The organism is Bacillus sp. N12A5 (assembly GCF_026790125.1).
Classification (GTDB): domain Bacteria; phylum Bacillota; class Bacilli; order Bacillales; family Bacillaceae; genus Bacillus.
The window spans coordinates 1-26,179 of sequence record NZ_JALAMR010000002.1 but is presented as its reverse complement, the minus strand read 5'-3'; the positions used below and the strand labels follow the sequence as shown (position 1 = coordinate 26,179).

Below are 26,179 nucleotides of genomic sequence, written 5' to 3'. Positions count from 1 at the left end.
ACCAGTATATCACATACCGATTTACAGCTATAGAACCTCTTTTATGACACCAAATGGATGATTTGGCTGTTTTGAAATGCATCTTTTACATGGTCATGGCATGTAAAATACAAAATCTGTCGTCCGCCTTCAGATAAATCATAAAGAACGTCTAATACGCGTTTCAGCCTGGCCTGATCAAAGTGAACAAAGCTGTCGTCAAGCTGGAACGGAAGCCTGGCCCCATCCTGACGCGTAACGGCCAGAGCAAACCGGATCGCTGTATACAGCTGCTCGCACGTCCCTTGTGACAGTTCTTCGGCATGATAGACAGTTCCATCACCGTTCATGACCATAATGGAATCATCCGTTTCAGAGAAATAAATCGTTTGATAGCTTCCGTCAGTCAGCGGGCGGAAAAATTCTCCGGCTGTCTCCAAAAGGCGGGGAAGCTCGACTTTCTTATGCCGCTCCAATTTGTTTCTGATCACCTGTTTAATCATTTGTATGGAGGCCCATTTTTTAGCGGTCTCTTTCACACGCTCTTTTTGCATTTCGGTTTGAAGCTTGAGGTCTGAGACCAGCCCAGAAGCCTCTAATTGTTCCTGTTTGACCAAGAGCAATGCGATTTGGCTGCGAAGCTGTTCGATCTCCTCAGTCAGCCGCTCTTTTCTTTCATTCTCAATGAATTGCCGGTTTTTCAATTCAGAAAGCGTATTGGCCCCCGCCAGTTCAAGTTCCTCTGGGTGTCCGCCTTGCAGCTGTGCGTTTACGTGATAACGTTTGTTCTCCGTATCCTTCAATTCCCTGCTGATGTCTGCCATAGCGCAAAATTCATTTCTGTCTTTTACAGCTGCTACGGCATATAGCTGTTCGATCTGTGCGTGGAAATACTGTATTTCTTGTTCCAGCTCCAGCATCTGTTCCTTTGTATAATGAATATCTGTTTCAATTTCCTTTTTTTGCTTCTCGATTTCTTTTTCTCGTTCAACGCTTTTCCGCAATGTGTGAAGGGCATCCGAGATGGAGATGTCCTGGCTCTGGTTCACAGGATGAAGCATGCTGACGCGTTCTTCGAATGCTCTCCGGTGCTTTCTCAGCCTGCCTGCTTCAATGGTCAGCTCGTGCTTTTTATTCACTTCTTTTTTGACATCCTTCATTAAGCTGTATGCATCAAGCAAAAAAGACGGATCTTCCTTGAATCCGAGCTCCTTCATAAAATGCTCAACCTGAGCAAAGGACGGAGCCATATCGGTTTCCCACTGTTCAAATTGCTGGATGACCCTTTCATACGCCGCCTCTTTTTGCTGCAGCACCGCCCGCTGTGTGATGAGATGCTGTTTATTGCGGTCATCCTCCCATAGCGCTTCTCGCAGCGCTTCGGCTTCTGCCGGCGAAATATCCGTCATTGGCAGTCTCGCCTCCCGGTTTCGGGAAGACGGTGCTTTTTTCCCTGCGGCAACCCAATACACGATAAGGGCTGCGCCGATACATATGGCGGGAATCCATTGCTGCAGCAGCAGAAAGAGAACGATGAACAACATGCCGGCTGACATCACAGCCTTTTTCTGTTTAGCCTGCTGCCTTTCAAAAAACTTCAGCTGTTCTCTCAGCTTCGTTTGCTCCTGATGCTGCCCCTGTGCTTCATCATATGCTTTAAGAGCCGCTTCTTTATCTTTTCTTTGGCTGTTTTCAAGGATGGCAGACGAAGCGGCACGAACGGCCTTTTCTGTGTCTTCCAGCTCCTGCCGGGCAATTTCAAATGTCTCATCGAGCTGCCGTTTTCTGTCCCTGGCCTGCACGTACTGCTGTACCGCCTGCTGAAGCTTCCATTCATAGTCATATGACGTGTTCATCTTCAGGAGTTCATTTTCATCCGTTTTATTGAGCTGTTCCAGCCCTGCCGCTGCCTGTGCAGACGACTGGCGCAGCTGTGCCTGAATGGCGGCGAGCTGTTCTCCGTAGGATTGATACATATGAAACCCTGCCGAAAGCTCTTGTATCAGCGTTTCTCTCGCCAATATGTCTCTATCCGGGTTAAGCTTTTGCATCTGCTTGTCCAGTTCAGCCATCTTCACCCGAAGCGCCTCAAGCTGTGCTGATTTCGGATGAAGATGAGATTCGTATTTTTCCAGCTGATGCAGCCCGTCAGCCGGAAATTGTCTTGCTTGTTCCGGATATTGAGCAATCGCCTGTTCCAGCGTCGCTTTTTCATTTAGCAGCGGCTTCAGCTCAATCGCTCCCTCAATCATTCGGATATGTCCGGCCGCCTCTTTCAATTCGGTTTCGGCGGCTTCAAGACGGGCTTCAAGCGTTCTTTTTTCCTCAAGAAGCTGATGATAGCCCGCTTCCTCTGCCTCAGCCTGCTTCAGCTTCGCTGCCAGCTGCTTCAGCGTTTCCAGCTCCTGATTCAATTGGGGGTTTCGCCCGTTTGGTTTATAGAGCCTTTCGCTTTCCTTGGCCAGCCTTGAATCAAGCTTAGAGACGGCTTCAGCGCCAAACAAGCTGGAAAACAGCAGAAACTCCCCAATCTTGTCCCGATTAAAGGCGTGAATTTCCTGAAGCCCAAATACGTCAAACGAATAAATGGCTTTATAAAGCGCCCTGTCCGTGCCTTGGAACAGCTGCTTTAAAAAATCTCCATGCTTCACTTCGCCCTTTTCGGTGTACACTCTCAGCTTCTCGGCAGTCCCTTTCGTCCGTTCGATCTTCACAACCCCATACTCAGGATGTTCGGCTTCAAGAACACCGCCGTAGACACCGCCTGTTTTCGGTTCATATTTTTTCGTTTTTGGAAAACCGAACAGCATGCTTTCAATAAAGGACATCATCGTCGTTTTTCCTGCCTCATTTAATCCGTAGATTAATTGGACAGGTGAGGCGGAGAAGTGAAAGGTCTGATTGGAAAATTTCCCATAGTGGTAAATGTGTAAAGATTTAATGCGCAAAGCTTTCACCGCCTCATATTTCAAGCACCTTAAGCTGTCTTTTCAATAAAATCTGTGCCTGTTCTTTTATTTCCTTTACCTCCTCTTGGCTAAACCGGTCCGCGTGCCTTCTATACACAGGGTGCCGCTCAAGCCCTTCCAGCACGTCTGATAAATCACTGCAATCAATGTCTTCCAATAAACCGCCAAAAAAAGGATCAAGGTCTGTTAGGTTCGTTTCTTGTTCCGTCTCATCTTCTAATGCAAGCGGCCAAATGAAGTGTTCTTCCTCCGCCTCCTGCTCCTGAAACGTTTCAAGAAGCTCATTCAAAGTGCCTCTCGGCGCCTTCAGCAGCCATTCCGGCGCCGTCCCTTGTAATACCAGTCTTACACAAACAGGGCTGCCCTTTGTCCGCATCTTCGAAAACGTGTCCTCAACCATTTGGAAAAGGGCGGTCATATTCTTTGCCTCTGTCACATCAACTGCCGCTTTTTCCCACATCACATCGTGCGCTTTCTGGAATTCATAAGAAATGTCTCCGTTTGTCACACGAACGAGATAATAGCCTTTATCTCCCGTCTCCTTCATATGGCGCGCTTGCGTGTTTCCCGGATAAATGACTGCCGGATGCTCGGCAGAAAGAACCTGGCGTTTATGTATGTGGCCAAGCGCCCAATAATCCATCCCGCTTTTCATAAGATCGTCATGTGTAAACGGGCAATACGGATCGTGCCCTTCAGCTCCTGATAGCGTGCCGTGGAGCATACCGATATGAAACGGCGCGTCAGTCGATCTCCGATAACGGGCGGCTTGATTTTCCGTTACGGCTCTGGCCTGGTAGCTGAAGCCGTAAATGCTTGCTATGCGCCTGCCTTCCTTATAAAACGATTTTTCTTCAGGATCAGCGGATGCAAAAATGTGGACATTCTCCGGCCATTCAATCGGCGTCCACTCCCCGCCCAGATGATCGTGGTTCCCAAAGATCACATAAACTGAAATCCCGCACTCTCTGAGTCTTTCAAACTGTTTTTTCAAAAAGAGCTGGGCCTTTAAGCTTCGATTGGCTTCGTCAAATAGATCTCCCGCCAGCAAAATGAAATCAACGTTTTCTCTCACTGCGGCGTCTATTATATATCTCACGCTAGCAAACGTGCTTTCTTTAATCCGGGCAAAAATCGGTTCCGGCAGGTGCGATATCCCGTAAAACGGGCTGTCAAGATGAAGATCTGCAGCATGAATAAAGGTTAGATCAGTCAACATTCTGCTCCTTTCCAGGATGAAGTACCCTTATTTTAGCACCGAATTCTTACGAATGCACGTTCTGTCAAAAAAGAAACAGCCTGAGAAACCCCAGGCTGTTTTTTCATCAATTTTTCGCTAAACGAAGTGCTTGTTTGATCGCTTTGAACGCGCTTGAGTTGCCGTAAATCAACACACCGCCTTTGTAAATTCTGGCGCCGATGACTGCCAGTATGACAATAGTGAGCAGTGTGATTCCGATTCCTGCAGCCGCCTGCCAAAACGGAATATCAAGCATGCCGACGCGCAGGAACATAATCATTGGCGTGAAAAACGGAATAAACGAGGTTACCGTAATAAATCCTGCATCAGGTGCATTCAAGCCGAACATCGCGATCATAAAACCGGCGACCACCAAAAGCGTCATCGGCGTGATCGTTTGCTGCACGTCCTCTATTCTGCTGACGACACTGCCGAGAAACGCGGCGAGTGTCGCGTATAAAAAGTATCCGAGCAAAAAGAAAATCACAGCATAAATAACAGTCGTTGCTGAAACGTCGGTCAGGTTAAGGAATCCGCCGACAGATGAAGCTGTGTCGCTCGTTTTGTTCAGCTTAAGCGACAGAGAGCCGGCTGCTATAATGACAGCAAGCTGAGTGATCCCGACGAGCCCGATGCCAAGCAGCTTTGCAAACATCTGCTGAATCGGCGGCATGCTTGAGATGAGAATTTCCATGACACGCGATGATTTTTCAGTTGCGACCTCCATCGCAATCATGCTGGCATACATAATCACAGAGAAATAAATGACGAACAGCATGATATAAACGAGTCCTACCGTCTGGCCCAGCTCTTCCTCAGACTTGGCTCCCTCTTTCAGCGCCTCCTGCCCGACAGTAACGGGCGCATAAAGGCTGCTGATTGTTTCCTGCGAAACGCCGAGCTCCGCCGTTCCGACAGCCGTTTTGGTTTGCGTCAAGGCCTGCTGCAGCGTTTGATACGTGCTTTCATCAGAAATCGTTAACGCTTTATACGTTCCTGAAATGGTTCCTTTTTCATCTCTTTTAATGATGAGCATGCCGTCAAACGTTTCATCTTTGACTTGCTTTGTAACCTCATCCTCCGATTTCTTCGACTGCTTTACATCAAGATCGCCGTTTGTATCAATCGCCTTCAGCTGCTTCGAGAAAATCGGGTATAATTCGTTTGTTTCATCAACAACAGCGATTTTTTCTTTGGCGTCATCACCTTGAAACAGAGAAATAATCGACTCCAGATTCGTTACAACTAAAACAAGCAGTACCGTGATGACAGTCGAAATAATAAAGGATTTTGCCATAATCTTATTTTTATATGTATGAGAAAGCATGATCCAAAATTTATTCATAGACGGCCCCCACCTTTTCTATAAAAATATCATGCAGTGACGGCTCTTCAAGCTCGAACTTTCTGATGAACCCTTTCCCTTGGAGCAAGGCAAAAATCTCTTGAGAGATGTCTTCATTGGCAATCTGCAGCTTGACGCCGCCGGCCGTTTCCTTCCATTGAAGAATGCCTTCATGAGACTGCAAAAAACGCAGATCGTCATCGGAGTGAATGGTAACATTCTTTTTTCCGAAGGAACGCTTGATCTCCTTCAGCTTGCCTTGCACAACCGGTTTTCCTTTCTGCAATATGCAAAGGTTCTCACAAAGCTCCTCCACATGCTCCATGCGATGGCTTGAAAATAAAATAGAAACACCGCTGTTTTTCAGCGAGATCACAGCCTCTTTTAACAGCTCAACATTGACAGGGTCCAGGCCGCTGAATGGCTCATCAAGAATCAGCAGCTCAGGCTTATGCAAAACAGCCGAAATGAATTGGATTTTCTGCTGGTTTCCTTTTGAAAGCTCCTCCACCTTCTTATTCTCGTAATTTGTTATATTGAAGCGTTCAAGCCATGTGCCGAGCTCTTTTACAGCCTCCCGCTTCTCCATCCCTTTTAATCTGGCAAGATAGACAAGCTGATCCTTTACCTTCATTTTCGGATAAAGGCCCCGTTCTTCCGGCAAATAACCGATTTTGTTGCTGATACTGTAATTCACAGGGCGGCCCTTCCAGCTGATTGAGCCCTCTGTAATGCTTAATAAGCCAAGGATCATGCGAAATGTCGTCGTTTTTCCCGCTCCGTTTGCGCCTAAAAGACCGAACATTTGCTGCTCCGGAATGTCTAAGTCTAATCCGTCAACGGCCTTATAATCTCCAAATGTCTTCGTGACATGATCAATCGTTAGCACTTAATCTCCTCCTTCCCTGACCCATTATATACTAATTTTGGAGGAAACATAATAAAGGATTTTGATTCCCTGTTTGGAATATAATTGAAGAAAGAACGATAAATCTTGTAAATGGAGGGAAACCTATGGCTGATTATTTCCTTACAGCTTTTGATCCTGCGGGAACAACACTGGTAAATGAGCGATTCGAGGCTGAAAATGAAGAAGCGGCAAAAACGCATGGTGAAGCCCTGTTAAAAGAAAAAGAGCTTCTCAGTCATACCCATCGTTTAGTTAATGCAGCCGGAAAGCTGATTTTGTTTCACAGATGATCAGCTTCCCGGCTGATCTGTTACACTTGGAACTTCGGCTCCCGTTTTTCTAAAAAGGCACGGATTCCTTCTTGGTGATCCTTGGTCCTTCTCATTTTTTCTTGGGCGCTGCGCTCTAGAGAAAGCACCTTTTTCAGTTCTTCAAGCTGGAGGCTTTGAAAGATGGCTTTCGTCTCGATCATCGCCAATAGAGGTGAGGCCATCAGGGTTTCGATAAAGGGCCTTGCGCCTTCCGCAGGGTCTCCGGCAAATGTCCCATCCAGAAGACCCATATCGGCGGCTTCCGCGGCGGAAAGTTTTTTCCCGCTCCAAATCAGCTTTTTCGCCTTCGCCTCCCCAATTCTTTTCTTCAGCAAATAATGACCTCCGCCATCCGGAACAAGCCCGATGCCGATAAAATTCATCGCGAGAACGGCGTTTTTTTCCGCAAGCACAATGTCAGCGCAAAGTGCCAAACTCAGGCCCAATCCCGCAGCAGCGCCGTGAATAGCTGCAATTGTCACTTTCTTCATCTGATATAGCGTCAGAGTGACAGCCTCAATCGTATCCATCAGTTGCTTAAATTGATCAGGGTCATGCTCTGATGTCATCATTCGGATGTCTCCGCCGGCCGAAAAACCTTTCCCGCTTCCTCTCAGGAGAACGATGAGCGCCTCGCTTGCAGCCGCCATTTCGACCGCTTCCTTCAATTCAGACAGCATTTGTTCATTCAAGGCATGATGGGCGTCAGGTCGATTCAGGATAATCTCTGCTACGGCCCCATTACATTCATATTGAATAAACTCCATATGAAGCACCTCCATGTATACGCTTTCTTTTTTCTTTCTCCTATACATTCCCCGCCACTCTCAAATAAACCTTTTTATTTTTCAAGGTCAATAGATACTGAAAAATGCATATTGTTTGAATGAAAACATAAAGTTTTATATAGTGAAAAAGAAGGGATATCAGGATGAGAAAGGAGGGAAGGAACATGGATAAATTGCTGATCAGTTTTCTGCTAAGTTTATTTATGGTGTACTTTCCCCCTTCGGACGTGGTTCTGCCTTCCCAGCTTGAAGCAAGCACTGACAGCTATGTGCCTATGTCCTCATATCCGCAGGAAACACAATTGGCCAAAACGCCGTCGCCGGGCAGCATGTATCCGGCAGAGCTGATCAAAGAGTACAGCCCGCTGGCGCAATCTGTCAGGCAGCTGTCTGTCAAACCTCTTGACGAACCGCTGATAAACAGGCTGGAAAAGGTCTGTGCCGTTCCTGTCAAATACCAGTCTAATTACCTCCGAATATACATGTTCACGTTTTGTTTGTAACTTACCCCATTTAGCCAACACTACATTCGGAGGGATTTTCATTGAATATTAAAGAGAATGATTTGCCTGGCATCGGCAAAAAATTTGAAATCGAAACAAGAAGTCACGAAAAAATGACGATTATCATTCATGATGATGGAAGAAGAGAAATTTACCGGTTTAATGACCGAGATCCGGATGAGCTTCTTTCCAATATCTCATTGGATGATGCTGAAGCAAGGCAAATTGCTGCCATCTTAGGGGGCATGGTCTATAAACCGCAAGCGCTTGAGTCCATCGAAATGGCCTTCAGCGATCTCATTATTGAATGGTTTAAGGTCGAAAAAGGCGCAAAATCGATCGGGCGCACACTCGGAGAGCTTGATGTCCGCCAAAACTACGACGTCACTGTGATTGCCATCATCAAACACAGCCAGGAGAAGCTTTTAAATCCCGGAGCCGATTCGGTCATTGAAGAAAATGACACACTTGTCCTCTCAGGTGAAAGAAAGCATCTGAAGAAGCTGATTCACGATTTTCTTTCTGGAGAGGGCGTGTGATCGGCCGATGGATCATCTTGTATTTGAAGTCGGGACTGCACTTGTGCTTGTGGCGATTGCCAGTCTAATCGCCAATAAAATTAAATTCTCAATTATTCCATTTCTGATTGTGCTTGGAATGCTGCTTGGACCGCACGCGCCGAAAGTAGGGATTATCGACCTTACATTTATAGAAAGCAGTGAAATTATCGAGTTTTTCGGACGGATGGGTGTGCTGTTCCTCCTTTTCTATCTCGGACTCGAATTCTCCGTTGGAAAATTAATCAAATCCGGAAAATCAATCGCAATCGGCGGAACGATTTATATCTTGATTAATTTCAGCCTCGGAATGCTTTATGGGTTTATCACCGGGTTTTCCTTTCTGGAAGTCCTCGTCCTCGCAGGCGTCATCACAATCTCGTCAAGTGCAATTGTCGCAAAAGTGCTCGTTGATTTAAAAAGAACGGCCAATCCGGAAACCGAGCTGATTCTTGGCATCATTATGTTCGAGGATATATTCCTTGCCGTGTATTTGTCGGTTGTGTCCGGCCTTGTGCTAGGTGATGCGACATCCGTAGGGAGTGCGCTCTTGTCCATTTTGATCGCCTTCGGTTATATGCTGCTGTTCTTTATTGCAGCCAGAAAGCTCCCGCCGCTATTGAATAAACTGTTGGATATTCGCTCAAATGAAGTGTTTATTATCGTCATTTTTGCCGCACTCTTTTTTATCGCCGGGTTTTCAGAGACGATTCATGTAGCAGAAGCGATTGGCGCGCTGCTGCTCGGTTTGGTTTTTTCTGAAACAGAGCATTCTGACCGGATTGAGCATCTAGTTGTTCCGTTTCGCGACTTCTTTGGAGCAATGTTCTTTTTCAGCTTCGGACTCAGCATCGACCCGTTTTCGCTCGGTGAAGCGGTTTGGCTTGCGCTGGGAGCAGTGATTTTGACCATCCTCGGGAACTTTATCGCCGGAATGGTGGCAGGACGGCGCGCAGGGCTTTCCCATAAAGCTTCATCGAATATCGGCCTGACGATCGTATCACGGGGCGAGTTTTCGATTATCGTTGCCAATCTCGGGATAGCCGGCGGCCTGTCAGCCACATTAAAGCCATTTGCGGCATTATATGTCCTCATACTGGCGATTTTAGGACCGCTTTTAACAAAGGAATCAAAACGAATCTACCGCCTGCTGAACATGGTATTTAAATGGAAGCCTGATGTTCAGCCTGCAAAAAAAAGGGGATAAAAAAAGCAGCACTGTAAATCAGTGCTGCTTTGTTGTTTTCTCAAAAATCTGCTCTAAATATTTGATCTTTTCGTCCGTGTAGTGCTCGAAGCGCTCATTGTATGATTTCGGATCTTTCGGATTGGCAAAGTGCGTAATTTTCCCTGTCTCACGATCAATAAATTTACTTGCTGCGCCGCAGCCGATGCCGATAATCGTCTGCACCTCTTCCATAATCATGATGTTATAGATGCTTTCTTGTCCAGGCAAAGAGTATCCGACATTTTCAAGGTTTCCAAGAATGTTTTTCTGGCGGTATAAATAATAAGGCATGTACCCATGATCTTTCGTCCAGGCTACCGCGTCATCCATCATTTGAGAAACCTCTTCCCTGCCAGCGACTTTGTACTTATGCTTGTTTCTTGTCATTTCAGACGCCCGTTTAAAGGAAAGGGTATGAACCGTAAGAGATTCCGGCATCAGTTTTTCCGTTTCTGAAAGGCTGTGCCTGAACTCCTTCACGCCCTCCCCGGGTAAACCGATAATCAGGTCCATGTTGATATTATTCATGCCGTGCAGGCGTGATAGATGATATTTCTCAATGGTTTCTTCAACTGTATGATGCCGTCCAATCGCCTTTAGCGTTTCGTTTTCATAGGATTGCGGATTGATGCTGATCCGGTCAATGTCATATTTGTTTAACACGGCGAGTTTTTCTTCTGTAATCGTGTCAGGGCGGCCGGCTTCCACCGTAATCTCGCGAATGTTTTTCACATCCGGGAAGGAGCGGACCATTTCTTCATACAGCAGATCCATTTCCTCCGCTGTAATGCTTGTCGGCGTCCCGCCGCCAAAGTAAATGGTTGTAACCTTAACATCATGCTCCTTCAGCCATTCGCCGATTTTCTGCATTTCGTAATGCAGCCCCCATAAGAATGAACCGACTCTGCCCGCCTGCCCTTGGATGGCGTACGCAGGGAACGTGCAGTACGCGCATTTTGTCGGACAGAACGGAATGCCGATATAAATGCTGACTTCGTCCTTTACTTCATACAGATCCGGCACTGCCGCCAGCTGCCGGTCTACAATTTCCTGCATTAACTCGATTTTCTCATCATGAATTAAATAGTCTTTTTTCAATTCAGCATGCGCTTGCTCCTTCGACATTCCGCTTTGCAGCTTTTTATGAAGCAGTTTTGTCGGCCGGATACCTGTGAGGATTCCCCACTTTTGCGTGATGCCCGTATGTGCTTGAAGAAGATTAAGGTACACATAAGAAATCGTGTTTTTCACTTGCTTAAAAGCTTCTTTTTCATTCATGCCGGGAGAAAAAGATTTTGTATGCTGCTCCGTAATGCCAGTTCCCTTCACTTCTCCCGAAACCGTCACTTGCTCATCCGTTTGTGAGCACGCTAAAGAAATAGCAACATCTGCGGGCTCATCTCCGCCGTACACAAGCTCGCACTCTTCATAAAACAAGTTTGCAATATTTTGCAGAGGCCGATGCAGGCGGTCATCATGTATGCCTTCTATTTTAATTTGCAACGTCATCACCTAATTTATCAGATTCAAAACTTTCTTTAGTGTACAGAAATAAACCGCTAAAATCAATCCGGCAAAAAAGCCGCCGCACCTGTCAGGGCGCGAGCGGCTTTTTTTATACACGTTTCATGTGGAACTTATCAAGAAATCCTTTTCGCTGCTGCATTCGGAAATATTCTTTCATCATATAAGCGACACCCTGCTCGTCATTGGACCTTGTGACCCAATCAGCCTTTCTCTTGATCTCCGGAGCGGCGTTTCCCATCGCTACCCCAAGGCCGGCAAGTTCAATCATCGGGAGATCGTCATACTGATGCCCGATGGCCACGACATCATCCATGGTCAGCCCCAGCTCTGAAGCGACGAGGGCCAGGCCCGCTTCCTTCGAGACACCTCTCGGGACGATATTCAGCTTCTCATCGTTTACGTGAATCACGTCAACCGCAGGGAAGGCTTTCGTAATTGTTTCTGTGATGTCATGCTGGATGTCGTGCTCCGTGTACACTTCGATGACAGGCGCACTTACCGGCTCATCCATGAGAAGATCGCTTAATGATTCAACGAACTGGACTGGATAAAAGATCGGATCAGACGGGTGAATGAGTGCTTTCCCCAATAAATTCGAATTTACTTTTTTCTTGTTTCCAATAGAATATTTCTCGTGCAGAAGCCGAATATTGCATTGATAGCTCTCCAGCACTTGAACAATATTAAAGGTGTGATCGTCAGAAATTCTTTTTTCAAAAAACGGGGCGTCTATTTTTTCAGCAATGTATGCCCCGCTATGGGTGATCAGCTTGGCATCAAGCTTCAGCGATTTCGCGATTTTCTGTGCTGAACGAAAATGGCGGTTGGTCACGAGCGTGACGTAAATCCCTTTTTTCTTAACGTATTCAATCGCGTCTTTCGTTGCCTGATGAATCTTCCCGTTCGACCGAAGCAGCGCTCCATCTATATTTAAGGCAAGCAGTTGTTTTGACACAGAGATGTCCCCCTCCTTGATGACTGTACTTGTGTATAAGATATGACCCTGTCTCTGTGTTTAGAACAACCTTTTCCGCAAAGCAAAAAAAGCCTGGCTCAGCAGACTTTGTGGATTGAAACATATAGGATACGATCGAAGCAGCCATTCTCCCTAATATCGTTATTTCGATTTACGAAAAATCATGTATCAGGAACCCCTTGTTTGACCAATGATGCGCTCCGAACACTTACTCTCTGTTGCTTATCCCCTCTATATAACGGCATGATATGCGACCGTATCCATTTATAAATCAGGTAAGTGTAGGCGCTTTCAATGGTATTATCTCAGTTTTCTTTGCAGATGACAAGGGTTTTTTTAACTAAAAAAAGTGACCAGGTGATGTATACCTGAGGTAGCACTAATTGTCAATTTTTGGAACACGACACTTGATGCAGAACATATATTCTCATATAATATACATACTAAGCGATAAAGCGGTGATTAGATGGCTGATTTAAAAGAAATATACAATGAAAAACTACTATCTCGATTAATACACCATGTTAAGGCATCCTATCCTGATTTTAACCAAGACAGATTTGAGGAACATTTACTGAAGGAAGAATGGCCTGGGCTCGCATTAAAAGAGCGGATGCGCCGCATTACAGTTTCCTTATACGAAACACTGCCAAAACATTTCGGTGAAGCGGTGGCCATTTTACGGGATGCTGCCCCTCATTTTAAAGGACTCAGCGGAATTCTATTCCCTGATTATGTGGAGCAGTACGGGTTAGCGCATTGGGATGAATCGATACACGCATTGGAATACTTTACGCAATATTCTACTTCAGAATTCGCTGTGAGGCCTTTTTTGCTTTTGGATCAAGACAAAATGATTGCACAATTGCTTGCATGGTCTGAGCATGAAAATGAGCACGTGAGAAGACTTGCGAGTGAAGGAAGCAGACCCCGCCTGCCATGGGGAAAATCGATACCCGCTTTGAAATCGGACCCTTCTCCGGTTCTGCCGATCCTTGAGAATCTGATGCAGGACGAGTCCTTATATGTACGAAAAAGCGTGGCCAACAATCTGAATGATATATCAAAAACACATCCTCATTTGCTGAGAAAAGTCGCAGATCAATGGTACGGAACACATCCCTATTCTGATTGGATCATCAAACACGCCTATCGTACCTTATTAAAAAAGGGTGATAAACAAGCCTTAGCGCTTTTTGGTTATGAAAATGCCGATTCAATACAAATACATGATCTAACATGCCAACCAAGCCGTATAGCCATTGGCGAAAGCATTGCATTTTCTTTTTCTGTTCGATCAGACAGGGATCAAAAAGTGAGAATTGAGTACGCGATTGATTTTGTCAAAGCAAGGGGCCAGCGTCATCAAAAAATATTTAAAATAACAGAAACAACTATTCGAAAAAACGAAACGAAGTCATACACAAAAAATCATTCCTTTAAGGACCTAACGACCAGAAAACATTACAAAGGCACTCATACATTATCAGTGATTATCAACGGAGAGACAAAAGACTCACTGGATTTCGAAATTTGCTGAATGAATAAAAAATCCCTTCTTTTCCAAGAAGGGATTTGCTTCATTAGCCTTCAACACTGCCGTAAAGCTCTTCTAAAGGCTTCATAATGATTTTGTTCAATTCACCGATCAGCATGCTCATGCGCTGTTCCGCTTCCATCAGCTGAGAAATTTTTTCGTGCTGCTGTACAAGCGCAACAGTTTTTTGAGCCTGTGTCACTTCTTCTTGTGTAATTTCTTCTCCTGCCATTTGTTTTTGCTGGAGTCTAAGCTGCACGTCACGGAAGTTTTCGAACATGCGCTTCGCTGATTCATCTGCGTTTACCTCATCGTAAAGGTTTTTTAAACGGGTGAACTCTTCGCTCCCGCGTAATGCTTTTTCCAGATCATACGCTACATCATAAAAATTAACAGCCATTATAAATAGCTCCTTTCATCATTGCCATTTGACATACCACTCCACTATAACAAACTATGGAGCTCCTTTCATTAATCACAAACCATTTCTTCTTAAAAAAGGATGACAAACAGCGCTTGAATCGCACCTATGATCCCGCCGAGAAGGCCTCCCAAATAAGTAATCATTTTAAATTCTTTTTTTGAAATGGACAGCACCATTTCTTCAAGACGCTGCACCGGGAACTGATCCACCTGCTCCTTGACGATCTCCTCAAGGCGCATCCGTTTTAAAACACTTTCAAGATTGGCCGAAATCCCTTCAAGCAATTTGTCTAACAGCGCCGGGAGCATTTGCTGGGCCAGCTCAGATTCATAGCGGACAGCAAGACTGCCAATCGTATTGTCGAAGAAAGGAGCAGTCGAAAATGTTTTCAGCACGCTTCGTTTCAGGCTGAAAATAAGCGCTTTGGCATTCCATTTTTCGTCTGCTTCATAAAACGTATACTCTCTCAGCTTGCCCCATTCGTTTTTCAAAAGATCAGAAAGCAGTCTATTTGTTTCCTCGTTCCTCAGAAACTTCAGCAGCTCCGGCAGCACGCGGTCTGCGAGGCTTGTATTGCCCAAAAACATTTGCACCATGCTTCCAAGCATGCCGCGCTCTTTTAAAAAATCATCAATCATATTGCCGAGTCGGATTTTTCCTTCATCGCTTTCAAAATATCTGACGCTGCGTGCCAATATATATCCTGAAATCATCGGGATCTTTTCCTCAAGCTTTTCCTGCACTTCCAAAGGCACCAGCTCTTTTAACGATTGGTGCTCGTATTGGCGGAAAAGCTGATTCAGCTTATCATCCGTCCAGTTGCTGATCCATGCATCTGCCGCTTCATCAGCACTCTTCACCCCGGCTTTTTCAAGCGCTTCTTTTACTGTCATTTCAGAAAGTGTCAGCTTTTGAATCAGCTGCTCCCCAATTTGGAGAGCCTGCGTTTTGGCTGTATCAGAGACGAGCCGCTTTTTAATGCCCTCAGGGGTTAACAGATGATTGACGACCATCAGTCCCATTTGTTTTGCCAGTTCATCCCGCCTTCTTGGAATCAGCCCGGGGGTAAAAGGGACTCGTTTTCCAAACAAATAGTACGCCTTATAAGGCCTAAATAGCATTTGAATTGCTAAATGATTCGTCACCGCGCCAATGACGGCGCCGATCACGATCATAAAAATAAAGGTTCCTGCAATACCCATTCCTATTCATCTTCCTCCATCTGTGCTTCAGCTTTTTTTCATATAGATGATATATCTATTCGTATTATAGAGGTTGATGCAATCACTTAGCAAATAAGGAGACAAATTCCTGTTGTCATAAAATCAGCTTGTTCATCTGGAATAGGGCAAGGTGGAGAATCGTATTCTGTAGAGTAGAATACCGTTTACATGTATTTAGCGTAAAGCTGCTGACACCCGCCGGCAGCTTTTGAATAAAAGGGGGAGTCTCACCATGATAACACTTGGTTTTATGTCCTTATCCCGCCAGCATGAAGCGGACTATTCCGCAGAGCTGGCCAAAAGAGCACCCGAATTTGGCATACGTTTCATCCGGTTTACGCCGTTTGATATTTCACCTGACACCTTGCGTGTGAAAGCATCAGTCTATCATTCGGCCAGCAGCACATGGAACGAAACTGAAATGGCAATACCAGATTATATTTATGACCGCTGTTTTTACGGCAAGGATTCACAATCCCAAAAAGCAAAACCGATCGTTGAGTGGCTCAAAAAATATCCGAAAACGGAATTCATCGGGCTGGGCTTGCCAGATAAGTGGACCGTCCTTCAAGATTTGCAGCAGCATGCTGTCATTAACCCCTATATTCCGGAAACGATGAAGGTGAACCGTTATGAGCAAATCCACTCCTTTTTATCTAAAGAAAAAGCCTGCATCCTAAAACCGGCGTTCGGTGCAGGAGGCAGAGGCGTAATTCTTTTGGAGCTGGGCAAGAAAAACATCACTGCCACTTATCACATCGGAAAGGATAAGCAGTCAAAAACCTTTTCCAACCAAACTTCTTTCAAAACATGGTGCAAAAAAGTGCTTCAGCACCAATATTTGCTTCAGCCTTATTTAAATATTCAAGATAAGGAACAATACCCATGTGATATCCGCCTGTTCATGGAAAAAAACGAAGCAGGTGAATGGAATACAGTCGGCAAGGCAGTAAGACGAGGATACAAACATGGGCTGCTGGCCAATTTGTCAGGCGGATCTGATGCACTGACATTTGATTCGTGGTTTGAAGATATACCGAAAAAACAGCAAGTGGTCTTACTTGATGACGTGTTCTCGATCACCCAATCGGTTCCGTATTATCTTGACGAGCGCTACGGACCGCTGTTTGAACTCGGACTCGATATATGCCTTGCAAAGGACGGGAGAATTTGGATCATGGATATCAATTCCAAACCCGGCAGAAAATCAATCCTGCGTGTCTCTCCCGAGCAAAAAGAACAGCTGTACACCTGCCCCCTTAAACGCTGCCAATACCTGTTTTCCGAGCAAAGCCAGAAAGGAGTTCTTCCGCGTGAATGGTAAACGGTTTTTGATCGGCATAGACAAAACCAGTGAAAATACCCTGTTTCTGCCCTCATCTCTAAAGCAAGACGGACTTTTGCATGCCGCATTCGGGACGAAGGTTGTCAGATGCCACGTTTCTTATAGACAGCATCTAGAACAAACCGTGCTTCTCTCTGAAAATCTGTTTCATGAGCTTTTGCTTCCCCACCGAAGCAGGGCTGACATTCTGATTCATGATCATACGGTTCATATCGGACCGCTGATCGGTATCTTTACGGCGGGGTTTTCCGTATCTCTTGAGCGCCCTTTTAAGGACCGTTCCCTCTTTTTTTCTAAGCTTGTGACGTTACACGAGCAAGCAGGAGGCTACTGTTTCGTTTTTGGCGCGCATCAAATCAATTGGGAGGAAGGCACAATTGAAGCGCTCCTTTACAGGGAAAACGGCTGGGAGAAAAAAATCGTCCCGCTGCCAAATGTCGTTTATGACCGGTTGCCAAACCGAAAAATTGAAGATTCGCTTCTCCTGCAGCATACAAAAAAACGGCTGATTGATGAATATCAAATCCCATGGTTTAATAAAACATTTTTTAATAAATGGAGCGTTCATCAATTGCTCGAACAAGATCCGAGAACAGCTCCTTTTTTGCCAAAATCGGAGCTGACACCATCTGTGGAAAGAATTGCAGAACTCTGTGATGCATACAAAAAAGTCTATATCAAACCTGCAAACGGAGCACTCGGCACCGGAATTTATCAGCTGACAAAAACAGACGATGGCCTGACGGTGAAACATACGAACGATGCCAAAACGTTTTCTGCAATCAATTATTCCGATGCCGCTGCATTTCTGGCAGAATTTCAAAAACAGCACGATCCATCCGACTTTCTCATTCAGCAAGGTGTGGATCTGATCAAATTTCAAGGAAAACCAGCGGATTTCCGCGTCCATACGAATAAAAACAGAAAAGGGAAATGGACGGTGACAGCCATAGCCGTCAAAATTTCCGGAGAAAACAGCATTACAACCCATCTTTCGAATGGCGGAACGGTAAAAACACTTGCGGAAGTATATGATGATCCCGCTGAAAGAATTGAGGTCATTAAAAAGCTTTCTGCTGCAGCACTGACGGCAAGTCATGTGCTTCACGACCATATCGAGGGGTTTATCGGGGAGATCGGTTTCGATTTTGGCATTGATCAGAACGGTAAGGTATGGATGTTTGAAGCGAATTCACGTCCGGGCCGCAGTATTTTTTCTCATCCAAACTTGCATCATGTTGATTCTTTGACAAAACGAAGAAGCTTTGAATACGCATCCTATCTATCCGAGAAGGCGATCACCTCCCATGATGCGTTATGGCCTTCGTAATCTGTCCGCTTTTTTTGATAAAGCGGGCTTACCTTTTTCCAAACCTAGGACAAACTGCCGCACAAAGACCTCTTCAATGATGTTCTGAAACAGTGATACAATGAAAATAATCGTTCGTATCAGGTCAATGGATATCAATTTTAAGGAGCGTGGCGTAATGATTTCGCATTTTAGCTGGAAACCGTTGTTCCAAAAAGAGAAGCTGCCCGGATGGAGCATTTCGTTTTATTATAAAGGAACCCATTATGAAGGCATCTATCATAAAAGCGGTGAAATTGAATGGGGAGACTTGTTTCCCGCCCGCGCTGACGAGCCTGCTCTTAAAAATGAGATACATGAACTGATGCTTTTTCATATTTATGACTAGCTTAGCCTGAACGGCTAAGCTTTTTTTAGCTTCTCAAGATTTACCACTCAATTATCCGCATGAGCTTCCGGGCATTTTAACATAATACTAGTAACAAGCCGGCAAGCATTGGGTTACGCCGAGGGGCAGTGACACCCGAGACGGGTCCACAGACTGGTGCAACTCCAGTTAACCCAACCACACTAAACAAAAAGGAGATTTTACACATGGCTAACCAAAATTCTTCAAATGACTTACTAGTTCCTGGCGCAGCTCAGGCTATCGATCAAATGAAACTTGAAATCGCTTCTGAATTCGGCGTTAACCTTGGAGCGGAAACAACTTCCCGCGCTAACGGTTCTGTCGGAGGAGAAATCACAAAACGTTTAGTATCTTTCGCTCAACAGCAAATGGGCGGCAGAGTACAATAACAACTTAATATATGGCTATAGAGGGCGCGGTTTCCGCGCTCTCTTTATATTTGTCACCCTTTTTTCCTGCTCCACATATCCTAGAAAAAAAGGGAGGGAATAAGGGTGTCATTCATCGCCTTTGTGAATTGGGAGCTGGTTCAGTTCGTAAGTATATCCATGATTCATGAATATGTTTCCCATCATTCTGTCTATTTGTACAGGTATTCTTTCCCGCGCTGTTCAAATTGAGAACATCCTTTTATAATAGGGCGAGGAGGGTTTTTGATGAAAATCGCTTTATTTGGAGCCAGCGGCCGCGTCGGACAAGCTTTTTTAAAACAAGCTGCCGCAGATGAACAATTTGACATATATGCTCTGGTCAGATCTCAACCTACTGAGCTTCCCCTTCCAAAAGACCGAATCGTTACGGGGAACGCACGCTGCCGGGAAGATGTAAAAAACGTGATAAAGGATGCTCAAATCGTGATCAGCTGTCTCGGCACGGATGGTGATGATACCCTGTCAACAGCTATGACACACATTCTCGCCATTATGCGGGAACAGGATATGAAACGGCTGATTACGATCGGTACCGCAGGCATTCTTGATTCCCGATATGAACCAGGAAAATACCGGTTTGAAACAAATGAATCGAAACGAAAGCTGACCCGCGCCGCCAAAGAGCACGCAAAAGTATACGAAATGCTTAAAGAATCCTCGTTAGACTGGACAATTATCTGTCCCACTTACCTTCCGGACGGAACAGCAACCGGCGTTTATCGAACCGAGCGTAGCGTTTTGCCTGAGGGCGGCACAAGGATTTCGGTCGGCGATACTGCTGATTTTCTATATCGTGAGCTCGTTACAGGAGAGTATGCCGGATACCGTGTGGGACTGGCTTATTAACTACATAAAAACAAAAAACCCAAAACACGATTGTTTTGGGTTTTTGTGCTTTATGCAATGGAATGTTTCTGGCCCTTTTGCAGTTCATACATTTGATAATATTGGCCTCTAACCGCCATTAGCTCCTCATGATTCCCTCTTTCTACAATTTCTCCTTTATCGAGGACCAAAATCTGATCTGCGTTTCTGATTGTTGAGAGCCGATGGGCGATGACGAAGGTGGTGCGTCCTTGTTTCACGACATCGAGCGCCTGCTGGATCACGGCCTCTGTCTCTGTATCAATATGTGCTGTTGCTTCATCTAAAATCAAAATGGCGGGATCAAACGCCAAAGCTCTGGCGAAAGAAATTAACTGCCGCTCTCCGGAAGACAGCGTGCTGCCTTTTTCAATCACGGGTTCATTTATGCCTTTCGGAAGCTTTTTCAGAAGCGGATCGGCACCAACTTGCTGCAGTGCTTTTTTGATATCTTCCTCAGTCATTCGTTCGTCATTCAGACTGACGTTTGAACCGATTGTGCCCGAGAATAAGTATGGGTCCTGAAGCACAATGCCCATTTGGGATCTGAGTTCCTGCCTTGACATGTTGTAAATGCTCTTCCCATCAATCAGAATATCCCCTTTTTGCGCGTCATAAAAACGAAACAAGAGATTTAAAATCGAGCTTTTTCCAGATCCGGTATGGCCGACGAGCGCTATGGTCTCGCCTTTTTGCGCGGTAAAGGAAATATGTTTTAATACCTCTTCACCATCTTGATAGGCAAATGACACATCACGAAATTCCACCCGCCCCAGCGCGCGCTCCTTCGCCGGTTCACCCGCTTCTTCCGTATCCTTTTCTTCAAGGAGTTCGAAAACGCGTCCGGCAGAGACCCGTGCAAGCTCCAGCTTTGAAAACTGATTGACGATGCCTGTAATCGGCTGAAATAACCGGTTTAAATAGTCGACAAACGCGTACAGCACACCGATGGAAACCATTCCGGCCGTATTCAGGCTTGCACCGCCAAAATGCCAGATCAAACTGACAAACGCAAGGTTTCGGATCACATTGACAAGATTATGGGACATTAAGGAGTTTAAATTCAGCATCCTGTTTTGAAAATAAAAATGTGATTCATTTAATTCCTCAAATTCTCTCATCGTTTCTTTTTGATGACGGAAAGCCTGAATAATCGTCATGCCTTGAATGGACTCATTCATTTTTGCGTTAATGCCACTATTGATTGAGCGGATTTTTTGATTGTAATATGACGCGTATTTTCGGTATATGACCGACCACAGCCAGATAATCGGCACAATTGCCAGACACACTAACGCGAGCTTAACATCCAGCAGAAACAAAGCCGTGAATATCCCAATCATATAGATTCCGCTTGTCACAAATGTTGACAGCACTGTGACATATAAATCCCTGATGGCCTCCGTATCGTTGGTAATCCGCGCAACCACTTTACCGGCCGGAAGGTTGTCAAAATAACGAATCGGCATTTTCTGTATGTGCGAAAACACGTCCTGCCTCATCTTTTGGATAATGCGATTGGCGCTCATCTGCAGCAAATAATGCTGTCCGTATTGAAAGAATACCGAAAAAACAAGCAAGCCCCCATACAAGCAGATCAGAAACACCATTCCCTTTATTTCCGGCTGATAGAACTGGAAAAGCTCCTGCTTTGTCAGCTTTTCGGCTTCATATGTCCGGCTCTCGTCTCCGTTTGTAATCGTCAGCTTTCCGTCAGAAAACGTTCTGTTCCCATCAAAACTGACCGCCTGATCAACAAAATAAAACGCCATTCCCACTTGATAAATATGCGCTTCTTTTTCTTTAGAAACAGGGCCCTGCATCCGGTCCTCTCTGACGTATGAAGTGCCGTGAAACTGAACGGCGTTTTTATCTTTTTCCGCTTCATACCATGTTTTCTCAATGCCGAGGATATGATCGTCAATCATTTTTTTGCCGATAAACGGTCCGGTCAGTTCTGCCCCGACAGCGATTGCCAGCAATAGGACGGCTGTGATCAGCAATTTTCGATAAAGGAGTGCGTATCTCCATAACGTTTTTCCTGTTTTCATGCGCCTGCTCCCCTTTCCTCCTCAGTGAACAGCTGCTGTCTTTCATATTGTTCCCGATACCACCCATTATTGGCCAGCAGCTCTTGATGCGTGCCTCTCTCCGAAATCACGCCGCCGTCCATCACAAGGACCAGGTCAGCATGCTCTACCGCGGATAAACGGTGCGTCAAAATAAAAGTCGTTTTTCCTTTGCGGTTTTCTCTGATATTGCTGATAATCGCCGCCTCTGTTTTAGCATCTACGGCAGAAAGCGAATCATCCAGAATCAAAATCTCCGGATTCGCCATAAGTGCTCTCGCAATCGAGATTCTTTGTTTTTGCCCGCCGGACAGCGCCACGCCTTTTTCGCCGACCATTGTCTCCAGGCCGGACGGAAGCATGTGTAAATCGGTTTCAAAATGTGCATCGGCAATAGCTTGCTGAACCTCTTCATCACTTGCATCCTGTTTTCCGTATAAGATATTTTCTTTTACCGTTCGTGAAAACAGCAAATGATCCTGCGGCACATATCCGATCCACCCGCGGAGCCGATCAAGAGGGATCTGCTCAATCGGCACGCCTGAGAATGTGATGCTCCCTTCACCGGGAGGGTACTGGCGCAAGAGCTGCTTGATAATCGTCGTTTTCCCGCTCCCTGTTTTACCGGCAATCCCAACAGTCTGCCCTTTTCGCACCGTAAACGAAATATCGTGAATATTGCTGCTTGTTGAGCTTGGATATGTAAAGCAGACATTGCTGAAAACGATATCTCCTGGCTCTTTCAGTTCAGCGGGCTGCTTTGGATCTGTCACGTCCGGCTCATAAGAAAGGGTTTCATTTACCCGATCTAATGACGCATTACCTCGCTGCATCACATTAATAAGTTCACCGATTGCAAACATCGGCCAAATCATCATGCCGAGATAAACGTTAAAGGACACAAGCTCGCCAATTGTCAGCTCGTTCCGGAATACAAGAAATGCTCCATAGCCAAGTCCGATCAGATAACTGGCGCCGACAAGCAGCTTCACCGTCGGCTCAAACAGCGAATCAATAAATGCCACTTTCATGTTTTTCCGGTAAACATCTGCGGTCATTTCATGAAATCGGCGAACATCGTTTGTTTCCTGCACATATGCGCGAATCACCCGCACGCCTGAAACGGATTCAAGCACCCTGTCATTCAGCGCCCCAAACGCATTTTGGGCCTCCGTGAACCGCTCATGAATTTTACTTCCGTATAGGCTGATTGCAATCGCCATAATAGGGAGCGGGATAATGGCGGCAAAGGTCAGCTTCCAGCTGATTAAAAATCCCATTGTCAGAAAGATCGTCATCATAAACATCGTGGAGTCGACTAACGTCAAGATGCCAAACCCCGTCGTTAAACTGACGGCCTGAAGATCATTCGTCCCCCGTGCCATTAAATCGCCTGTCCGGTTTTTTTCATAGAACGGCGGCGACATCGTCAGCAGATGCCCCATCAGCTTTGTACGAAGAATTTTCTCCATCACATTCGCTCCGCCAAACAGCTGGTGCATCCAAAAATAAGACATGATATACACGGCCGCCGTCAGCACAAAAAAGATACCGATATAAAACAGCAGCCCTTCCGCATTAAATGCCCCTGATTTCATGTCATCTATGGCATTCCCCAAGAGCTTGGGCGGAAACATTTCAATGACATTAACTCCTAATAAAAGCACAATCGCAATCGTATAGCGCAGCCAGTAAGCTTTAAAAAACCAGCCAAGCTTTTTCAAAACTGAAAACATCGATTCCCATCTCCTTTATCTCATCAGCCGCCTTCTATTTTTTCCTTGCTGCTTTTTTCGTTCAGTTTGACGTGAGCTGCCCTCGCCTCTGTATTTGTCTTCACATCCCATACACCTGTCTTTCCTTCAATTTTGTATATAAAAAAGGCATGAAGCGTCAGCTCCATGCCTTTTTTATCCAAATGATATGCACAGCGCTTTTCAGCGCGCGGCTAGGCCAATAAACCGTTCAATTAAACAGAACATAGGGATTGCCGCGCCAATATGAAACTGTTTGATAAACACGCAAATTCCTTGGCATAGCAAACCCTCCTTCCGTTCTGATTTCATCTTTTTTTCATCATATAAACAAAACCTTTTTTTGTCAATCATTACTTGAATAGGAAAAGGTTAATTGTGCTTAAATCCGGGTATGGTGTTGTAAGACGTTTTGAGAGGGTGAGAATGATGTTTCATGCTGACCGTATCATCGTTGCGTTTGACGGAAGTGAAAATAGCAAGAAAGCGCTTCAGACAGCCATTGACCTTGCTAATACCGTAAATGCCGCCATTACCGTCGCCCATTCACATGATATGAAAGACAATCAGACCATCATCGACCCGCCGAGGCCCGCAGCCGGGGCAAGCTATATTGGCGGAGGCATGACAAGTGTTCCCGAGCCGCTGATATCTGATGTTGCCTCACCTGAGCCAATGATCTACGAAGACCGTACAGAAGAGGTCATCGCTGAAGCGAGAATGATGCTGAATGACCAGCAGGCAGATGGAGATATCGATATTTTAGAAGGCGATCCTGCTGAATCAATTATCGAGCATGCAAACCGCATTTCTGCAGATTTGATCGTAACTGGAACCAGAGACCAAAACAGGCTGAAAAAGCTGCTATTTGGAAGTGTGAGCGAAAAACTTTCAGCAAAATCAGATATACCCGTTCTGATCGTAAAGTGAGCACGCCCTGTGCTCGCTTTTTTATATTCATAATTGTGAAAAAACATAGATTTTCGTTTTTTTCTGTTATAATGCTTTCGTGCCCAAAAGCACAAAAGCATTAAAGAAAATACGGGGTGTTATTTTGGAATCTCAAAAAAAGCTGACGTTTCCGTTAGCCGTCGGTTTATTTATATTCATGTTAGGCATCATTATTTCTTGCTTATTCTTTCTTCATACAGAACCGCATATCCCGCTGTTTCTATGTGTTGTCATGCTTTCAGCAGCCGGTTTATGGTTCGGTTTTTCCTGGAAGAGCCTAGAAAAGGGGATTGTTGATGGAATCAAAAACGGCGTACAGCCGATTATCGTTCTGGCGCTGATCGGCATCTTAATCGGCGCTTGGATGTACAGCGGCGCAATACCGTCCGTGACAGTTTATGCTCTGTCCTTTATTGAACCAAGCCACCTCCTTTTGACAGCTTTGTTTTCATGCATGATCATCAGCACACTTGTCGGCTCAAGCCTGACTACTGTGAGCACGATCGGGGTAGCGCTGATCGGCGTGGCGAGCGCGGCCGGCGTTCCGCTTGAATGGACGGCGGGCGCAGTCATATGCGGCGCTTGTTTTGGTGATAAAATGTCTCCGATGTCAGACACCACCAATTTTGCCGCCGGCATAGGCGAAATACCGATCTTTGAACACATTCGCCATATGATGGGCACTACCATTCCGGCTTTGCTCATCACCGTCGTTCTGTTTTACTTTCTTGGTTTATCTGTGTCAGCTGATGCCGCTTCAACTGATGATATCCAACGTGTCATAACCGGCATAAAGGATGCCGCAAACGTGACACCGTGGGCCCTTCTTTCCCCGCTCTTAGTCGTTTTGCTGGCAATTAAGCGTGTGTCCGTGATTCCCGTTCTGACTATCGGAATTATTTCCTCGGGAATGTTGACTGCTATTTTTGTACCTGACAGCAGCCTTCAGGCATTTATGACAGCTTTACAAAATGGCACAACATTCGAAACAGATAATGAGGCGGCAGCAAAAATCATCAACAGAGGCGGTCTGCAATCTATGATGGGCTCTGTCTCTCTCATTATGATTGCTTTTGCACTCGGCGGATTGATGGAGAAAATCGGATTGATTTCAGCACTATTGGAAGGCGTCATGAAAGGCATCCGCTCAAAAGGCCGTCTCGTTGCAGCAACTGTCGGCTCAAGCATCGGCGTCAATTTGGCAACCGGCGAACAGTATTTATCAATATTAATACCGGGACAATCATATAAATCCTTATACGACCAACAAAACATCCCGCGAAAATTTCTGACAAGATCATTAGAGGATGGCGGAACATTGATTAACCCGTTAATCCCTTGGGGCGTCAGCGGCGCTTTTATGGCGAGCGCACTCGGTGTTCCCGTCATAGACTATATTCCGTTTACGTTTTTCCTTTATATATCGCCGATGATCTCCATTTTGATTGGATTTGTTAAAAAATAAAAGAGCACCGCTTGCAGGGACTGCCCCCATAAGATGAGACAAATAAAAACACCTTCAAGTTTGAA

General features: G+C 45.5%; 24 protein-coding genes and 1 pseudogene. 13 read left to right on the top strand and 12 right to left on the bottom strand.

Translation table 11 applies throughout. The features are described from left to right. Positions 1–41: 41 nt before the first annotated feature. The 4 genes from MOC09_RS00445 to MOC09_RS00430 form a co-directional block, all read right to left on the bottom strand. On the bottom strand, positions 42–2,936 hold the full coding sequence (locus MOC09_RS00445) for an ATP-binding protein (RefSeq protein ID WP_268369229.1): 2,895 nt from the start codon (positions 2,934–2,936) through the stop codon (positions 42–44). 4 nt (positions 2,937–2,940) lie between these two features. After that, entirely contained in the window at positions 2,941–4,167 is a 1,227-nt protein-coding gene (locus MOC09_RS00440; RefSeq protein WP_268369228.1) for a DNA repair exonuclease, read from the bottom strand. Positions 4,168–4,273: 106 nt separating this feature from the next. After that, complete coding sequence (locus MOC09_RS00435; RefSeq protein ID WP_268362476.1) at positions 4,274–5,533, bottom strand: ABC transporter permease; 1,260 nt, start codon at positions 5,531–5,533, stop codon at positions 4,274–4,276. Beyond that, positions 5,526–6,422 (bottom strand): ABC transporter ATP-binding protein, encoded by an 897-nt coding sequence (locus tag MOC09_RS00430; protein WP_268362477.1) that lies wholly within the window; start codon positions 6,420–6,422, stop codon positions 5,526–5,528. Before MOC09_RS00430 ends, MOC09_RS00435 begins: the two co-directional genes overlap by 8 nt. A 125-nt stretch (positions 6,423–6,547) precedes the next feature. Here MOC09_RS00430 and MOC09_RS00425 point away from each other — a divergent pair, with 125 nt between their 5' ends. Then, entirely contained in the window at positions 6,548–6,733 is a 186-nt protein-coding gene (locus MOC09_RS00425; RefSeq protein ID WP_268362478.1) for a YhzD family protein, read from the top strand. A gap of 20 nt (positions 6,734–6,753) precedes the next feature. Here the strand turns inward: MOC09_RS00425 and MOC09_RS00420 are convergent, their stop codons facing one another. Beyond that, complete coding sequence (locus MOC09_RS00420; protein ID WP_268369227.1) at positions 6,754–7,521, bottom strand: enoyl-CoA hydratase; 768 nt, start codon at positions 7,519–7,521, stop codon at positions 6,754–6,756. 164 nt (positions 7,522–7,685) lie between these two features. On the opposite strand from MOC09_RS00420, the gene MOC09_RS00415 reads away from it, so the two are divergent. Genes MOC09_RS00415 through khtU form a run of 3 tightly spaced genes read left to right on the top strand, consistent with a single transcriptional unit; the run spans position 7,686 to position 9,809 of the window. Beyond that, complete coding sequence (locus MOC09_RS00415) at positions 7,686–8,045, top strand: hypothetical protein (protein WP_268369226.1); 360 nt, start codon at positions 7,686–7,688, stop codon at positions 8,043–8,045. A 41-nt stretch (positions 8,046–8,086) separates the two neighbouring features. Further along, a complete protein-coding gene (gene khtT / locus MOC09_RS00410) occupies positions 8,087–8,584 on the top strand; it encodes a K(+)/H(+) antiporter subunit KhtT (RefSeq protein WP_268362485.1) in 498 nt (165 codons plus the stop codon). Between the two features lie 7 nt (positions 8,585–8,591). Next, positions 8,592–9,809 carry a K(+)/H(+) antiporter subunit KhtU gene (khtU, locus tag MOC09_RS00405; protein ID WP_268362488.1) on the top strand — a complete coding sequence of 406 codons (1,218 nt, stop codon included), beginning with the start codon at positions 8,592–8,594 and terminating at the stop codon, positions 9,807–9,809. Between the two features lie 18 nt (positions 9,810–9,827). Here the strand turns inward: khtU and MOC09_RS00400 are convergent, their stop codons facing one another. Together MOC09_RS00400 and MOC09_RS00395 are read right to left on the bottom strand one after the other, a co-directional pair. Then, on the bottom strand, positions 9,828–11,333 hold the full coding sequence (locus MOC09_RS00400; protein WP_268362491.1) for a coproporphyrinogen III oxidase: 1,506 nt from the start codon (positions 11,331–11,333) through the stop codon (positions 9,828–9,830). Between the two features lie 112 nt (positions 11,334–11,445). After that, entirely contained in the window at positions 11,446–12,312 is an 867-nt protein-coding gene (locus MOC09_RS00395; protein WP_268369225.1) for a Cof-type HAD-IIB family hydrolase, read from the bottom strand. Positions 12,313–12,799: 487 nt separating this feature from the next. Here MOC09_RS00395 and MOC09_RS00390 point away from each other — a divergent pair, with 487 nt between their 5' ends. Continuing rightward, positions 12,800–13,873: a DNA alkylation repair protein gene (locus MOC09_RS00390; RefSeq protein ID WP_268369224.1), complete on the top strand. Its 1,074-nt coding sequence runs from the start codon at positions 12,800–12,802 to the stop codon at positions 13,871–13,873. Positions 13,874–13,916: 43 nt separating this feature from the next. Here the strand turns inward: MOC09_RS00390 and MOC09_RS00385 are convergent, their stop codons facing one another. Then, on the bottom strand, positions 13,917–14,270 hold the full coding sequence (locus MOC09_RS00385) for a YlbF family regulator (RefSeq protein WP_268362849.1): 354 nt from the start codon (positions 14,268–14,270) through the stop codon (positions 13,917–13,919). Positions 14,271–14,362: 92 nt separating this feature from the next. Beyond that, complete coding sequence (locus tag MOC09_RS00380) at positions 14,363–15,496, bottom strand: DUF445 domain-containing protein (RefSeq protein ID WP_268362851.1); 1,134 nt, start codon at positions 15,494–15,496, stop codon at positions 14,363–14,365. A 253-nt stretch (positions 15,497–15,749) separates the two neighbouring features. Between MOC09_RS00380 and spaC the strand changes: the two genes are divergently transcribed. The 6 genes from spaC to MOC09_RS00350 all read left to right on the top strand — a co-directional run bounded on the left by spaC (position 15,750) and on the right by MOC09_RS00350 (position 19,857). Then, a complete protein-coding gene (spaC, locus tag MOC09_RS00375) occupies positions 15,750–16,841 on the top strand; it encodes a spore coat associated protein SpaC (protein ID WP_268369223.1) in 1,092 nt (363 codons plus the stop codon). Next, positions 16,831–18,192 carry a spore coat associated protein YheD gene (gene yheD / locus MOC09_RS00370; RefSeq protein WP_268367225.1) on the top strand — a complete coding sequence of 454 codons (1,362 nt, stop codon included), beginning with the start codon at positions 16,831–16,833 and terminating at the stop codon, positions 18,190–18,192. The genes spaC and yheD overlap by 11 nt, the downstream gene beginning before the upstream one ends. A 157-nt stretch (positions 18,193–18,349) precedes the next feature. Further along, positions 18,350–18,559 (top strand): YheE family protein, encoded by a 210-nt coding sequence (locus MOC09_RS00365; protein WP_268360015.1) that lies wholly within the window; start codon positions 18,350–18,352, stop codon positions 18,557–18,559. Between the two features lie 206 nt (positions 18,560–18,765). Then, positions 18,766–18,969, top strand: a complete 204-nt coding sequence (gene sspB, locus MOC09_RS00360; protein WP_003224226.1) for a beta type acid-soluble spore protein SspB — start codon at positions 18,766–18,768, stop codon at positions 18,967–18,969. A 105-nt stretch (positions 18,970–19,074) separates the two neighbouring features. Continuing rightward, on the top strand, positions 19,075–19,200 hold the full coding sequence (locus tag MOC09_RS00355; RefSeq protein ID WP_268360014.1) for a hypothetical protein: 126 nt from the start codon (positions 19,075–19,077) through the stop codon (positions 19,198–19,200). Positions 19,201–19,236: 36 nt separating this feature from the next. Then, positions 19,237–19,857 (top strand): SDR family oxidoreductase, encoded by a 621-nt coding sequence (locus tag MOC09_RS00350; protein ID WP_268369222.1) that lies wholly within the window; start codon positions 19,237–19,239, stop codon positions 19,855–19,857. A gap of 50 nt (positions 19,858–19,907) precedes the next feature. On the opposite strand, the gene bmrD is transcribed toward MOC09_RS00350, so the two are convergent. The 3 genes and pseudogenes from bmrD to MOC09_RS20140 form a co-directional block, all read right to left on the bottom strand. Then, positions 19,908–21,926, bottom strand: a complete 2,019-nt coding sequence (gene bmrD / locus MOC09_RS00345) for a multidrug resistance ABC transporter ATP-binding protein/permease BmrD (RefSeq protein ID WP_268369221.1) — start codon at positions 21,924–21,926, stop codon at positions 19,908–19,910. Further along, positions 21,923–23,680 (bottom strand): multidrug ABC transporter ATP-binding protein BmrC, encoded by a 1,758-nt coding sequence (gene bmrC / locus MOC09_RS00340; RefSeq protein ID WP_268360011.1) that lies wholly within the window; start codon positions 23,678–23,680, stop codon positions 21,923–21,925. The genes bmrD and bmrC overlap by 4 nt, the downstream gene beginning before the upstream one ends. 128 nt (positions 23,681–23,808) lie before the next feature. After that, positions 23,809–23,965, bottom strand: a pseudogene (locus tag MOC09_RS20140) (hypothetical protein); the annotation flags it as partial. 162 nt (positions 23,966–24,127) lie between these two features. Between MOC09_RS20140 and MOC09_RS00330 the strand changes: the two are divergent. Together MOC09_RS00330 and nhaC are read left to right on the top strand one after the other, a co-directional pair. Further along, positions 24,128–24,628 (top strand): universal stress protein, encoded by a 501-nt coding sequence (locus tag MOC09_RS00330; RefSeq protein ID WP_268360010.1) that lies wholly within the window; start codon positions 24,128–24,130, stop codon positions 24,626–24,628. A 124-nt stretch (positions 24,629–24,752) separates the two neighbouring features. After that, positions 24,753–26,114, top strand: a complete 1,362-nt coding sequence (gene nhaC / locus MOC09_RS00325) for a Na+/H+ antiporter NhaC (RefSeq protein ID WP_268360008.1) — start codon at positions 24,753–24,755, stop codon at positions 26,112–26,114. Positions 26,115–26,179 lie beyond the last annotated feature (65 nt).

Coding starts and splice junctions, on each gene's coding strand:
- MOC09_RS00440 (WP_268369228.1), bottom strand. CDS start 4,167: ATGTTGACTGATCTAACCTTTATTCATGCTGCAGATCTTCATCTTGAC.
- MOC09_RS00435 (WP_268362476.1), bottom strand. CDS start 5,533: ATGAATAAATTTTGGATCATGCTTTCTCATACATATAAAAATAAGATT.
- MOC09_RS00425 (WP_268362478.1), top strand. CDS start 6,548: ATGGCTGATTATTTCCTTACAGCTTTTGATCCTGCGGGAACAACACTG.
- MOC09_RS00420 (WP_268369227.1), bottom strand. CDS start 7,521: ATGGAGTTTATTCAATATGAATGTAATGGGGCCGTAGCAGAGATTATC.
- MOC09_RS00415 (WP_268369226.1), top strand. CDS start 7,686: ATGAGAAAGGAGGGAAGGAACATGGATAAATTGCTGATCAGTTTTCTG.
- khtU (WP_268362488.1), top strand. CDS start 8,592: ATGGATCATCTTGTATTTGAAGTCGGGACTGCACTTGTGCTTGTGGCG.
- MOC09_RS00390 (WP_268369224.1), top strand. CDS start 12,800: ATGGCTGATTTAAAAGAAATATACAATGAAAAACTACTATCTCGATTA.
- MOC09_RS00385 (WP_268362849.1), bottom strand. CDS start 14,270: ATGGCTGTTAATTTTTATGATGTAGCGTATGATCTGGAAAAAGCATTA.
- MOC09_RS00380 (WP_268362851.1), bottom strand. CDS start 15,496: ATGGGTATTGCAGGAACCTTTATTTTTATGATCGTGATCGGCGCCGTC.
- spaC (WP_268369223.1), top strand. CDS start 15,750: ATGATAACACTTGGTTTTATGTCCTTATCCCGCCAGCATGAAGCGGAC.
- MOC09_RS00365 (WP_268360015.1), top strand. CDS start 18,350: ATGATTTCGCATTTTAGCTGGAAACCGTTGTTCCAAAAAGAGAAGCTG.
- sspB (WP_003224226.1), top strand. CDS start 18,766: ATGGCTAACCAAAATTCTTCAAATGACTTACTAGTTCCTGGCGCAGCT.
- MOC09_RS00350 (WP_268369222.1), top strand. CDS start 19,237: ATGAAAATCGCTTTATTTGGAGCCAGCGGCCGCGTCGGACAAGCTTTT.
- bmrD (WP_268369221.1), bottom strand. CDS start 21,926: ATGAAAACAGGAAAAACGTTATGGAGATACGCACTCCTTTATCGAAAA.
- bmrC (WP_268360011.1), bottom strand. CDS start 23,680: ATGTTTTCAGTTTTGAAAAAGCTTGGCTGGTTTTTTAAAGCTTACTGG.
- MOC09_RS00330 (WP_268360010.1), top strand. CDS start 24,128: ATGTTTCATGCTGACCGTATCATCGTTGCGTTTGACGGAAGTGAAAAT.